At 71.2% G+C, this 12294-nt stretch carries 13 protein-coding genes, 1 tRNA gene and 1 riboswitch; of the genes, 6 read left to right on the top strand and 8 right to left on the bottom strand.

The window, feature by feature from the left end:
• Nucleotides 1-53: 53 nt before the first annotated feature.
• The gene (locus V9U70_RS29840; protein ID WP_336680292.1) at nucleotides 54-1013 is read right to left on the bottom strand and encodes an ABC transporter permease; all 960 of its coding nucleotides are present in this window, start codon (nucleotides 1011-1013) and stop codon (nucleotides 54-56) included.
• Nucleotides 1006-1806: an ABC transporter permease gene (locus V9U70_RS29835; RefSeq protein WP_336680291.1), complete on the bottom strand. Its 801-nt coding sequence runs from the start codon at nucleotides 1804-1806 to the stop codon at nucleotides 1006-1008. Before V9U70_RS29835 ends, V9U70_RS29840 begins: the two co-directional genes overlap by 8 nt.
• Before the next feature lie 268 nt (nucleotides 1807-2074).
• On the opposite strand from V9U70_RS29835, the gene V9U70_RS29830 reads away from it, so the two are divergent.
• Nucleotides 2075-4345, top strand: a complete 2271-nt coding sequence (locus V9U70_RS29830) for a transglycosylase domain-containing protein (RefSeq protein WP_336680290.1) — start codon at nucleotides 2075-2077, stop codon at nucleotides 4343-4345.
• Nucleotides 4346-4440: 95 nt separating this feature from the next.
• Here V9U70_RS29830 and V9U70_RS29825 read toward each other — a convergent pair whose 3' ends face one another.
• From V9U70_RS29825 to V9U70_RS29815, 3 genes are all read right to left on the bottom strand, one after another.
• Entirely contained in the window at nucleotides 4441-4761 is a 321-nt protein-coding gene (locus tag V9U70_RS29825) for a DMT family transporter (protein ID WP_336680289.1), read from the bottom strand.
• Nucleotides 4762-4798: 37 nt separating this feature from the next.
• Nucleotides 4799-4857, bottom strand: a riboswitch (guanidine-III (ykkC-III) riboswitch).
• Between the two features lie 216 nt (nucleotides 4858-5073).
• A complete protein-coding gene (locus V9U70_RS29820; protein WP_336680413.1) occupies nucleotides 5074-5376 on the bottom strand; it encodes a GroES family chaperonin in 303 nt (100 codons plus the stop codon).
• Between the two features lie 185 nt (nucleotides 5377-5561).
• Nucleotides 5562-5879: a DUF3618 domain-containing protein gene (locus V9U70_RS29815; RefSeq protein WP_336680288.1), complete on the bottom strand. Its 318-nt coding sequence runs from the start codon at nucleotides 5877-5879 to the stop codon at nucleotides 5562-5564.
• A gap of 129 nt (nucleotides 5880-6008) precedes the next feature.
• Between V9U70_RS29815 and bcp the strand changes: the two genes are divergently transcribed.
• From bcp to V9U70_RS29790, 5 genes are all read left to right on the top strand, one after another.
• Nucleotides 6009-6476: a thioredoxin-dependent thiol peroxidase gene (gene bcp / locus V9U70_RS29810; protein WP_336680287.1), complete on the top strand. Its 468-nt coding sequence runs from the start codon at nucleotides 6009-6011 to the stop codon at nucleotides 6474-6476.
• A 283-nt stretch (nucleotides 6477-6759) separates the two neighbouring features.
• Nucleotides 6760-8256, top strand: coding sequence for a glycine betaine/L-proline transporter ProP (gene proP, locus V9U70_RS29805; protein WP_336680286.1), 1497 nt, complete (start codon nucleotides 6760-6762; stop codon nucleotides 8254-8256).
• Between the two features lie 154 nt (nucleotides 8257-8410).
• Nucleotides 8411-9046, top strand: coding sequence for an HNH endonuclease (locus V9U70_RS29800; RefSeq protein WP_336680285.1), 636 nt, complete (start codon nucleotides 8411-8413; stop codon nucleotides 9044-9046).
• A complete protein-coding gene (locus V9U70_RS29795; RefSeq protein ID WP_336680284.1) occupies nucleotides 9043-9876 on the top strand; it encodes an HNH endonuclease in 834 nt (277 codons plus the stop codon). Before V9U70_RS29800 ends, V9U70_RS29795 begins: the two co-directional genes overlap by 4 nt.
• A gap of 12 nt (nucleotides 9877-9888) precedes the next feature.
• A tRNA-Leu gene (locus V9U70_RS29790) sits at nucleotides 9889-9964 on the top strand.
• 57 nt (nucleotides 9965-10021) lie between these two features.
• On the opposite strand, the gene rdgB is transcribed toward V9U70_RS29790, so the two are convergent.
• The 3 genes from rdgB to rph form a co-directional block, all read right to left on the bottom strand.
• On the bottom strand, nucleotides 10022-10624 hold the full coding sequence (gene rdgB, locus V9U70_RS29785; RefSeq protein ID WP_336680283.1) for an RdgB/HAM1 family non-canonical purine NTP pyrophosphatase: 603 nt from the start codon (nucleotides 10622-10624) through the stop codon (nucleotides 10022-10024).
• Between the two features lie 235 nt (nucleotides 10625-10859).
• The gene (locus V9U70_RS29780; protein ID WP_336680282.1) at nucleotides 10860-11249 is read right to left on the bottom strand and encodes a hypothetical protein; all 390 of its coding nucleotides are present in this window, start codon (nucleotides 11247-11249) and stop codon (nucleotides 10860-10862) included.
• A gap of 155 nt (nucleotides 11250-11404) precedes the next feature.
• On the bottom strand, nucleotides 11405-12142 hold the full coding sequence (gene rph, locus V9U70_RS29775; protein ID WP_336680281.1) for a ribonuclease PH: 738 nt from the start codon (nucleotides 12140-12142) through the stop codon (nucleotides 11405-11407).
• Nucleotides 12143-12294 lie beyond the last annotated feature (152 nt).

Here is a 12294-nt window from a genome sequence, read left to right as displayed (position 1 = left end):
ACTGCCCGCGCCCGCGCCCGCCTGCGAGCCTGTTCCCCGCCTTCCGCCCCCGCTCAACTGCCCGTGCTGCGGTACGCCCGCAGCCCCGCCCGCCAGGCGAGGCCCGCCAGCGCCCAGCAGCCCGCCGCCACCAGCGGCGGCAGGAAGGCCACCCAGTGCGGCAGGTCCAACGGGTAGTCCCGGCCCAGCACATACAGCGCGGGCAGCCAGCTGACGAAGGCCAGCGGCACCACGAACGTCACGCCGCGCACCAGGTCCTTCGCGAAGACCGTCGGCGGGTACTGGAGGAGCGTGGTCCCGCCGTACGTGAAGGAGTTCTGCACCTCGGAGGCGTCCTGCACGACGAACTGGAACGCCGCTCCCGCCACGAAGACCGCCCCGAAGACCGCCGCGCCGCTCAGCACCATCAGCGGCATCATCACCACCTTCACCGGCGTCCACACGATGTCCAGGGACATCAGCGCGTAGCCGAGCACGACCAGCCCCTGGGTGATCCGTCCGAGCCGGCGCAGGGCGAACCGGTCGGCCGCCACCTGGGCCAGCACCGGGACCGGACGCACCAGCAGGGTGTCCATCGTGCCGTCCCTGACCCGCCGGCCCACCCGGTCCATCGAGCCCAGCAGCAGGTCGCACAGCCCGAACGCCGTCGCCGACACCCCGTACAGCAGCGCGATCTCCGGCAGGGTGTAGCCGCCCAGCGCGTCGACGTGCGTGAACATCAGCAGGATCGTGACGAAGTCGAAGGCCGTCACGGCGAGGTTCCCGAACGCCGTCATCGCGAACGACGCCCGGTAGGCCATCGTCGAGCGCACCCACATCGCCACGATCAGCCCGTACGCCCGGAGACCCTCCAGCAGTCGGGGGCGCTCCGGAAACGGGAACGCCTCCGGCGGCGAGACCGGCCCCCCGGGGCCGTCGCCCCCGTCTGCGCCGTCACCGCCCCTGCCGCCGGCGTACGCCCCGCCCGATCCCGGCTCCCCGCCCTTCTCCGCGGCCATCGTGCGGTCAGCCACCCTGCACCACCACCCTCCGGGTCGCCGCCGTCTGCACCAGGCGGCCCGCGAGCAGCAGCACCACCGCCCAGCCGCCCTGGAACGCGTACGCCTCCACCAGCCCCCACCCCGTGAGCTTGCCCAGGAACACGTCGGCGGGGACCTGGAGCAGCGAGGACCACGGCAACGCCCGCGCCACCTCGCCCAGTAGTCCGGGGAAGAGGTGCAACGGAAGCAGCATCCCGGAGAAGAACAGCCCGGCCAGCCCGGCGATCTGCGTCGCACCGGCCCCGTCCAGCAGCCAGAACGCGGACAGCGCGACCAGATAACGCACCCCGAAACTGACCACCACGCCCAACAGCACGGAGATGAGGAACGCCGGCCAGGTCCACAGAGAGCCGGGAAGCGCCAGGTCGAAGGCGAGGGCCCCCAGGACCATGGGGGCGACTCCCCGGCCCAGCAGGTGGAACGCCGCCCGGCCGAGGTCCCCCGCCAGCCACCACAGCTGGAGGTCGACGGGGCGGTACAGGTCGACGGCGATGTCCCCGGTGCGGACGCGCTCCATCAACTCGTCCTCGAAGCCGCCGCCCATCATGGCGCAGGCCATCAACAGGGCCTGGCCGAGCCAGACGTAGGTCAGCGCCTGTGCGGTGTCGTAGCCGCCGAGCCGCGGGCGTTCCTCCCACAGGGCCATGTAGGTGTACGCCATGATGAACCCGAAGACGACGTTGGTGAACACGCCCGCGGCCGTCGCCGTCCGGTAGGTGGAGTAGCGCCGGAACCCGCCCGCCGCCACGACCGCGTAGAGCCGCACACCGTCCCCTCTCCCCCGCCGCTGCCGGCCCCCGTCGCCAAAGCGCACGACGTTAGCGCACCCCGCGCGGCCGCCGCGACCTCATTGCGCAGGTGCGGGACGCGCCCGGGGGACCGGACAGAGACGGCGACCGGACGAGCGCGGTGCCCGGATTGGAGGGGCGAGCGGAACAGGGTGACCCATAGTGGCGATCGGCGTACAATCCGAAGATTCTTGGATGAAACGGGCACTATGAGAGGACTGACCACGCCCGAGGAGCCCCACCGACATGAGCGACGAGCCACAGCACTGGGCCCCCCGCGACCTCTCGGACACGCCGGGCACACGCCCCGGCGGCCCGGAGCCGACGCCCGGGGAGGCATCCGGGGGCGACTCCGGGAAACCGTCCGGGAGGGGGAAGGACCGCGCGCGACGCCCCCGCCGCACCGGCTGGCGGCGCGCCGTCCCGACGTGGCGGATGGCCCTCGGCACCGCGCTGGGGCTCGGCCTGCTGCTCGTCGGCGGACTCGTCGCCGGGTACCAGCTCATCGACATCCCGGCCGCCAACGCCTCGGCCACCGCCCAGTCCAACGTCTACCTCTACAACGACGGCAGCGTCATCGCCCGCGACGGCGACGTCAACCGGGAGAAGGTCCCGCTCTCCCAAGTCCCCCTGACGGTCCGGCGGGCCGTGCTCGCCGCCGAGGACCGCGACTTCTACTCGGAGCGCGCCGTGGACGTGAAGGCGATGGTCCGCGCCGGCTGGAACACGGTGACCGGCAAGGGCAAACAAGGCGGCTCGACGATCACCCAGCAGTACGTCAAGAACTACTACCTCGGCCAGGAACGGACCGTGCCGCGCAAGGCCAAGGAGTTCTTCATCGCGATCAAGCTCGACCGCGAGAAGAGCAAGGACGAGATCTTCGAGGGGTACCTGAACACCAGCTACTTCGGACGCAACGCGTACGGCATCCAGACCGCCGCCCACGCGTACTACGGCAAGAACGTCGAGGACCTCACCACCGCCGAGGGCGCGTACCTCGCCTCACTGCTGAACGCCCCCAGCGCCTACGACGTCGTCACCCGCCCCGACAGCAGGCCCGCGGCCCTGAGCCGCTGGGACTACGTCCTGGACGGCATGGTCAAGGAGGGCTGGCTCGACCCCGCCGAGCGGGAGGCCGCCACGTTCCCCACCCCTGGCGAGGCCAAGCCCCCGAACGGGCTCTCCGGGCAGCGCGGCTACCTCGTCCAGGCCGTCGAGGCGTACCTCGACGAGCGCGGCATCCTCGACGAGAAGACCCTCGCCTCCGGCGGCTACCGCATCACCACCACCCTGGACAAGGCCAAGCAGGACGCCTTCGTCAAGGCCGTCGACGCCCAGGTGATGTCCAAGACCAGCGCCGAACGCGAAACCGACCGCACCCTCCGTGTCGGCGGCGCGTCGATCGTCCCGCAGACCGGCGCGGTCGTCGCCCTGTACGGCGGCATCGACTACACCCGGCAGTACGTCAGCAACGCCACCCGCCGCGACTACCAGGTCGGCTCCACCTTCAAGCCGTTCGTCCTCACCTCGGCCGTCGTCAACGACTCCACCACCCAGGACGGCCGGCGCATCACCCCCGACACCGTGTACGAGGGGAACAACGAACGCCAGGTCGTCGGCCCGCAGGGGGCCACCGACTACGCCCCCGCCAACGAGGACGACGTCGACTACGGCTCCATCACCGTGCGCACCGCCACCGACAAGTCCGTCAACTCCGTCTACGCCCAGATGGCGCAGGACGTCGGCCCCGAGAAGGTCCGCGACACCGCGGTCGCCCTCGGCATCCCCGCCGACACCCCCGACCTCACCGCGTCCCCCTCCATCGCCCTGGGCCCCGCCAACGCCAGCGTCCTGGACATGGCCGTGGCGTACGCCACCCTCGCCGACCACGGCCGACACGGCCCGTACGTCCTCGTCGACAAGGTCTCCAAGGCGGGCACGGAGATCGAGCTGCCCCGCCGCACGACCGAACAGGCCGTCAGCCGCGAGGCGGCCGACACCACCACCTCGGTCCTGCGCGGCGTCGTGGAGGGCGGCACCGGCACAGCCGCCCAGGCCGTCGGCCGCCCCGCCGCGGGCAAGACCGGGACCGCGGAGGAGGACAAGGCCGCCTGGTTCGCCGGGTACACCCCCGACCTCGCCACCGTCGTCGCCGTGATGGGCCAGGACCCCGACACCGGGGCCCAGACCCCGCTGTACGGAGCCCTCGGCCTGCCCCGCATCAACGGCGGCGGCCCGCCCGCCGAGACCTGGGCCGCCTACACGGAAGCGGCACTGCACTCCTCCCCGGCCCAGGAGTTCGATCTCCGGCCGGCCCCGGGGTCCGACCCGCGGGACGAGCCCCCCGCCGACGGGGACACCGGCGGCAGCCCGGCCCCGTCCGCCTCCACCGTTCCTTCCGGCGCACCCGCGAGCAACCCCGCCGACACCGCCCCGACCGCCCCCCGGGCGGCCGACGGCCCCACCGGCGCCGGTGGAACGGAGGGAGGCGGAAACGGGGGCAACGGCGGCACATGAGAAGCAGGCACCGCCGAGGGATCAGCGGTGCCTGCGGAAGAACCGGCAGTGTCGGCGCAAGCGGCTCCCGGACCCCGGGCGGCCCCGGCCCCGGCTCAGTGCCCGGAGGTCGCCTTCAGACCCACCACAGCCACCAGCAGCAGACACACGAAGAAGATCCGGGCGGCGGTCACCGGCTCACCCAGCACCACCATGCCCAGGACCGCCGCACCGGCCGCGCCGATGCCGACCCACACGCCGTACGCCGTACCGATCGGCAGCGTCTTCGCCGCGTGCGACAGCAGCACCATGCTCGCCACGATCCCCAGACCGGTGAACACGCTCGGCCACAGCCGCGTGAACCCTTCGGTGTACTTCATCCCGATGGACCAGCCCACCTCGAGCAGACCGGCGACGACCAACAGAACCCACGCCATGACAGGCACCTCCGACGACGACCACGCGAACAGAACGGGTGCGTCGTCTTTGCCAACCCGGTACGGCGCGTCTCGTCGGGGTGGTCCAACCGTAGCAAAAGAACAGGAAGGACCCGGTGACAGCGGTCACCGGCCCTCCCCGCCCGGGCCCGGCGGTACACACGGCGGACAGAGGGTGAAGCCAGAGGCCCGCGCGCGAGCCGCGAAGACCCCGGGCGACGTGAAGCCCCGGGCCCGTACGCGAGGCAGCCGACGGGAGACCGCCGTCCCGGCGCCGGAGCCCCCAGGACCCCGCATCCCCGTACACCAGGCCTACAGATACAGCCCGGTCGAATCCTCGGAGCCCTCGAAGCGGTCCGCCGCCACCGCGTGCAGATCCCGCTCCCGCATCAGGACGTACGCCACACCCCGCACCTCGACCTCGGCACGGTCCTCCGGGTCGTACAGCACGCGGTCGCCCGGCTCCACCGTCCGCACGTTCTGCCCGACCGCGACCACCACGGCCCAGGCCAGACGGCGGCCCACCGCGGCCGTCGCCGGGATCAGGATGCCGCCGCCGGAACGCCGCTCGCCCTCCGACGCGTCATTCCGCACCAGCACCCGGTCGTGCAGCATCCGAATGGGCAGCTTGTCGTCATGGGGGGCGCCCTGCACGGCGCCGCGGGAGTTCTCGCTCACGCCCGCAACCTACCTGCCCGGCCCCGGACCGCACGCCTCCGGGTGCGGTACACGCGAGGACCCGGCAGACCCGCGGGCCCGCGACGCCTCCGCAAGCACCGCACCTCCGCCGGCCCGCAGACTCACTTGCGGCGGCGCTTCGACGCGGTGAGCAGCCCCACCACACCGACCACCAGCAGCGCCGCGGGAAGCACCCGCTCCAGCCGCGGCGAACCGTCCTCCGCGACGAACTGCGCCTTCACCTCCGACACCGAACGGTTCACCGCGACGAACGCACGGCCCGCCGTACGGTCCACGGTCTGCGCCGCCCTCGCCTTCGCGTCACCGATGATCGTCTTCGGGTGTACCCGCACCCCGATCTCGTCGAGCACCACAGCGAGCTGCTCGCGCCTGCTGATGATGTCCGCCTCGATCTGCGCAGGGGTCCTGGCATCCGACACTGCGCCGCCTCCGTGGTCCTCGTCCGGTAAACCTTCATCGACAGTCTGTCAGCTCGAACCCCCGCGCACCCGGCGGCACCCCTATTACGCTCGGTCCCGTCCGACCCGTGCGCCACCCGAGGAGAACCCATGAGCGAGCGACTGAAGCCCGGCGACACCGCTCCCGCCTTCACCCTTCCCGACGCCGACGGCAACGAGGTGTCGCTCGCCGACCACAAGGGCCGCAAGGTCATCGTTTACTTCTACCCGGCGGCGCTTACCCCCGGATGCACTAAGCAGGCCTGCGATTTCACGGACAACCTCGACCTGCTCGAAGGCGCGGGGTACGACGTCATCGGCGTATCGCCCGACAAGCCGGAGAAGCTCGCGAAGTTCCGCGACGCCGAGAGCCTGAAGGTGACGCTGGTGGGAGACCCCGCCAAGGAGATCCTGGAGGCATACGGCGCGTTCGGGGAGAAGAAGCTCTACGGCAAAGTGGTGACGGGCGTCATCCGCTCCACCGTCGTCGTCGACGAGGACGGCAAGGTGGAGCACGCGTTCTACAACGTGAAGGCGACCGGCCACGTCGCGAAGATCATCAGGGATCTGGGCATCTGAGCCTCCGGCCCCGCCCCGGGGCCGGGCTCCCGACCGCCGCCGGCCGACACCGGCGGCGGTCCGGCCGCCCCCGGCCCGCCCTGCGCCCCCACGCTCCCGCACCGACCCCGATCCGCCGCCCCCCACCGCCCCTCCTGCGGCCGACCCGATTCCGGCCATCGCCCGGCCGAAACCATGTCGAGATTATGTGAGGGAGATCGCATCAGACCGCGAAGTCGGTTTGCGGGGGTCACGACTGCGCAGAAGCCTTTCCTGGAAGACCCTTCGAGGAAAGGACCCGGCCATGGCGGCCTCCGACCCCCAACAGGCGGCCGACCCGGAAGCGGTCAAACGCCACCCCGCGCTCTTCCGGGCGATCCGGAAGCGCCAGAATCCGCGGCTGCGCCGGACTGACATCACGGTCACGGACGACGCCGCGGTCAAGCGGGCCGTGAAAGCCGCCTCCCTGGGCAACGCCATGGAGTGGTTCGACTTCGGCATCTACTCCTACCTGGCCGTGACCATCGGCCACGTGTTCTTCCCGTCCGGGAACGAGACGACCCAGCTCCTCTCCTCGTTCGCGACCTTCGCGGTGGCCTTCCTCGTCCGGCCGCTCGGCGGCATGTTCTTCGGCCCGATGGGCGACAAGATCGGCCGCAAGAAGGTCCTCGCCCTCACGATGATTCTGATGGCGATCGGCACCTTCGCCATCGGCCTGATCCCCTCGCACGCCACGATCGGCCTCTGGGCGCCCGCCCTGCTGATCCTCTTCCGGATGCTCCAGGGCTTCTCGACCGGAGGCGAGTACGGCGGCGCCTCGACGTTCATCGCCGAATACGCCCCCGACAAGCGCCGCGGCTTCTTCGGCAGCTTCCTGGAGTTCGGGACCCTGGCCGGTTACGTCGCCGCGGCGGGGCTCGTGACGGCCCTCTACGCCATCCTCGACACCGCCCAGATGGAAGCCTGGGGGTGGAGGATTCCCTTCCTCGTCGCGGGTCCGCTGGGCCTGGTCGGTCTCTACCTGCGTCTGCGCCTGGACGAGACCCCGGCCTTCCAGAAGCTGGAAGGCGGCATCGCGCACGCGAGCGAGGCGGCCGACGGCCTGGAGGCCACCGCCAAGGGCGACCTCGCGAAGATCTTCCGCCAGTACTGGCGGACCCTGATCCTCTGCATCTGCCTGGTCGGCGCCTACAACATCACCGACTACATGCTGCTGTCGTACATGCCGACCTACCTCACCGACGAACTCGGCTACAGCGAGACCCACGGGCTGCTGGTCCTGCTCGCGGTGATGCTGCTCCTGATGACGATCATCGCCCAGATCGGCAAGCTCTCCGACCGCTTCGGCCGTAAGCCGCTGCTGATGACGGGCATGCTCGGCTTCCTCTTCCTCTCGCTGCCGGCGTTCCTGCTGATCCGGGTGGACGGCATCCTGCCCATTGCCATCGGCATGCTGATGCTCGGCCTCTCCCTGGTCTGCATGCTCGGAACCATGTCGGCCGCGCTCCCGGCCCTGTTCCCGACGCACGTCCGCTACGGGTCGCTCTCGGTGGGCTACAACCTCTCCGCCTCGATCTTCGGCGGCACGACGCCACTGGTGATCACGGCGCTGATCAGCTGGTCCGGCTCCAACCTGATGCCCGCCTACTACGCGATGGCGGCCGCACTGGTCGGGGTGGTCGCGGTGCTCTGCATGAAGGAGACCGCCCAGCAGCCGCTGGCCGGCTCCCCGCCCTCGGTCGAGACCGACGAGGAAGCGGCGGAACTGGTCCAGGCCCAGGCGCCGGACCCGAAGTTCTGACCCCCGGCTCCTCCCGGAGAACACGGCCCGTACCGCCCGACCCCGGCGGAACGGGCCGTTTCCGGTGGTCACCGGAGTGCGGGCGTGACCGTCCGATAAACGGTTCGTTACTCCGTACGAGGCTGCGAACGCGCGGCCGGGATCGGAGGGGGACATGGGTGCCGTTCGCTATACGCCCGAGCTGCTCGAAGAAGCGGCGCGGATGACGACGAACGCGAGTGACGCCGTGCGGTGGTGCGGTGGGACGCCGACGCCCGGCAGTCGGGCCTATCTACGGAAGAAGATGACCGAGGCAGGCGTGGACATCTCCCACTTCACCGGCACGTGGGTACGCCACACTGAGGAGACCCTGCGGGAGTTGGTCGCCTGTTCCACGAGTCTGACCGAGGTTGTACGCCGACTGGGCATCAGCCCGGTGGGCGGCAACCAGGCACACATCGGCCGCCGCATAGCCGCCCTGCACATCGATACGTCACATTTCACGGCCACCTCTTCCGGCGGACGTGGAACCACGTGTGCGCCGCAGGACCGCCTGACTCTCCGCACTCCGTCGGACGGCAGGGTCCCCGGCGAGCGTCTCCGCCGGGAGCTCGTCCGCAGAGGGGTCGAGAACCGGTGCGCCGAATGCGGCAACGACGGATGGTGGTTGGGCCGCCCGCTACGACTCGAAGTCGACCACGTGAGCGGCGACTGGTGGGACGACCGCCCCGGAAATCTGCGGCTCCTGTGCCCCAACTGCCATGCCTCGACCGACACGTACCGGGGCCGCAAGCGCGGGAGGGCGGTATGAGCACCAGATACCCCCGCGACCTGCTGGTGCGGGGCGTCGCGACGACGCGCAGTCTCGTCGAGCTCCTGCGCTACCTCGGCGCCCCACTGGGCAGCAGGTCCCTCCGGTACGTACGCGACCGGCTCGCGCACTACGACATCGACACGTCGCACTTCGTGGAGGAGGAGCTGCCGGCACGAGAGCGCTGCGCGTATCCACGGGAGCTCCTCGCCGAAGCAGCCGCCCGCTCCCGCAGTATCCGCGAGATGTTCACCTACATGGGCCTGCCGCCGAGCGACAGCCCCTACGGCTACCTGCGGAAGAAGATGGACCGTCTGGGGATCGACACCTCCCATTTCACCAGCGGACGCGGGTACGGCTCTCCTTCGACACCGCGCATCGCCTTGGCCGAAGCGGTCGCCGCGTCCCGCAGTCTGGCCGGTGTTCTGAGGAGCTTGGGATCGGGTGACAACAGCGCCGCTCGCGCTCGTCTGAAGCGGGACATCGAGGCATACGGTCTGTGCACCGCCCACTTCACCGGCCAGGGACACGGCCGTGGCACACGGTCCCCGCGCCGCAAGTCCGCAGCCGAGATACTCCGCCGCCTGGACGCCGGGGCTCCCCGGACCAGGACGACCCAACTGCGACGCGCCCTGGACGACGTGGGGGTTGCACACGCCTGTGTGAAGTGCGGGACCGAAGACGCCTGGCGGGGCAGGCGACTCGTCCTGGAGATCGACCACATCAACGGCGACCGGCTCGACAACCGGCTCGAAAATCTCCGGTACTTGTGCCCCTCGTGTCACAGCCAGACGCAAACCTTCTCGAAGGCGACCAGGCCCGCACAGTAGAGTGGTGCCCGCGGGTCCGTACCCCAGCTGGCCTAGAGGGCGCCGGTTTAGGTCCGGTGTGTCGTGGGTTCGAGTCCCACCGGGCCCACCTGTGCCGGGCGGCTGCGACCTTCGTCCCAGCGGTCGCAGCCGCCTGCCCTGTTGTTCACCCCACCAACTCCCGCACCACCGGCACCAGCGCCCGGAACGCCTTCCCGCGGTGGCTGATCGCGTTCTTCTCCGCCGGGGTCAGCTCCGCGCAGGTGCGGGTCTCGCCCTCGGGCTGGAGGATCGGGTCGTAGCCGAAGCCGTAGGCGCCGGACGGAGTGTGGCGCAGCGTGCCCGCAAGGCGGCCCTCGACGACGCGTTCGGTGCCGTCAGGGAGGGCGAGGGCGGCGGCGCAGGCGAAGTGGGCCGCCCGGTGTTCGTCCGCGATGTCGCCGAGCTGGGCCAGGAGGAGGTTCAGGTTGGCCGGGTCGTCGCCGTGGGCGCCGGACCAGCGTGCCGAGAAGATGCCGGGGGCGCCGCCGAGGACGTCCACGCAGAGGCCGGAGTCGTCGGCGACGGCGGGCAGGCCGGTGGCGCGGGCCAGGGCGTGGGCCTTGAGGAGGGCGTTCTCCGCGAAGGTGACGCCGGTCTCCTTGACGTCGGGGATGTCGGGGTACGCGTCCGCGCCGACGAGTTCGAGGTCGAGGCCCGCGTCGGCGAGGATGGCGTGGAGTTCGGTGATTTTCCCGGCGTTGCGGGTGGCGAGGATCAGGCGCTTCATGGGGCGATTATCGCCGGGGCGCGGACGGGCGGGTCGCGCCCCCGGTCGGCGCCCTGGCCGGGTTCCGGGGCCCGGACGGGAGACTCTGGCCGGTCCTCAGGCGCCCGGCGCACGCCTGAACGGCCGCGCCGCGCGGTCCCGGCCCGGGGGAGCCGGGTCCTGGCCGCGAGAGCCGCGTTCCGGCCACCGGGACCGCGTTCAGGCCGGAGGGCCCGTGCCGCTTCCTGCCGGGCCGCTACGGGCTGCAGACCTTGCCTATCTCGGTGGCCGCGTCCGTCACCGGGGTGATGTCGGGGGTCGCGTCGCCGCTCTCTATGGAGTCGCGCACGTTGGTGACGCCTGCCTGGAGGTCGTCGACGGCCTTGGAGAGGTCGGCGTTGTCCGTCGTGTCGTCGAGGTTCTTCAGCTCGCGGTCGATCTCGTCCAGCGCTTCGGATGCCTGGGTGACGTCCTCTGAGGCGCTGGAGACGGCCTGCTGGAGATTGCCGACGCTGGTGGCTATGGCGTCCGCGGTGCGGACGCAGTCGAGCGCCTTGTCGAGGGCCCCGCAGCCCGCGACCGCGGTCAGCGTCAGCAGGGCGGCGGCGGTGGTGAGTGCGAGACGTTGGTGGCGGCGCGAGGCCATGGTGCGGTCCCTCCCCTGGGATCGGTACGCGGACGGGCGCACGGTTCGACCCGTGCGCCCGTATGCGTAACGACGCTTGGCGGTGCGTACTTGGTTGCTTCTTTACCCGCGAAGGGTGTGTCGTTACGCGTCTTCGCCCGGCGGAGGGTGTGTCGTCACGCGTTCAGCGTGCGGGCGAGCGCCTCGGTCTGGAGGGCGGCGAGGTCGACGCAGCCGGCCGTGGCGAGGTCGAGGAGGGCGCCGAGCTCCGCGCGGTCGAAGGGCGCGCCCTCCGCGGTGCCCTGGACCTCGACGAAGCGTCCGTCGCCGGTGCAGACGACGTTCATGTCGGTCTCGGCCCGGACGTCCTCCTCGTAGCAGAGGTCCAGGAGCGGGGTTCCGTCCACGATGCCGACGCTGACGGCGGCGACGGTGTCGGTGAGCGGTTTGCGGCCGGCCTTGACGATCTTCTTGCCCTGGGCCCAGGCGACGGCGTCGGCGAGGGCGACGTACGCGCCGGTGATGGCGGCGGTGCGGGTGCCTCCGTCGGCCTGGAGGACGTCGCAGTCCAGGACGACGGTGTTCTCGCCGAGGGCCTTGGGGTCGATGACGGCGCGCAGCGAACGGCCGATCAGGCGGCTGATCTCGTGGGTGCGGCCGCCGATCTTGCCGCGTACGGATTCGCGGTCGCCGCGGGTGTTGGTGGAGCGGGGCAGCATGGAGTACTCGGCGGTGACCCAGCCTTCGCCGCTGCCCTTGCGCCAGCGCGGGACGCCCTCGGTGACGGAGGCGGTGCAGAGGACTCTGGTGTCGCCGAAGGAGACGAGGACGGAGCCTTCTGCGTGCTTGCTCCAGCCGCGTTCGATGGTGACGGGGCGGAGCTGTTCGGGGGTGCGGCCGTCGATGCGAGACATGGGCTCGACTGTATCCGTTGGCGGGGGCGGCTCCGTTCGGGTGGCCGCGGGGGGCTCGGGCGGCCGTTCGGGGGCCGTGGCGGTGGGGCGGGGCGGGTGGCGCCCGCGTCGTCGCCGGAGACGGCGCAGGCCCCGTCCACCGGTGGGGTGCG

This window comes from Streptomyces pratensis (assembly GCF_037137275.1).
Taxonomy (GTDB): domain Bacteria; phylum Actinomycetota; class Actinomycetes; order Streptomycetales; family Streptomycetaceae; genus Streptomyces; species Streptomyces pratensis_B.
The sequence above is the reverse complement of the archived record's forward strand: the minus strand, read 5'-3'. Positions and strand labels throughout refer to the sequence as shown.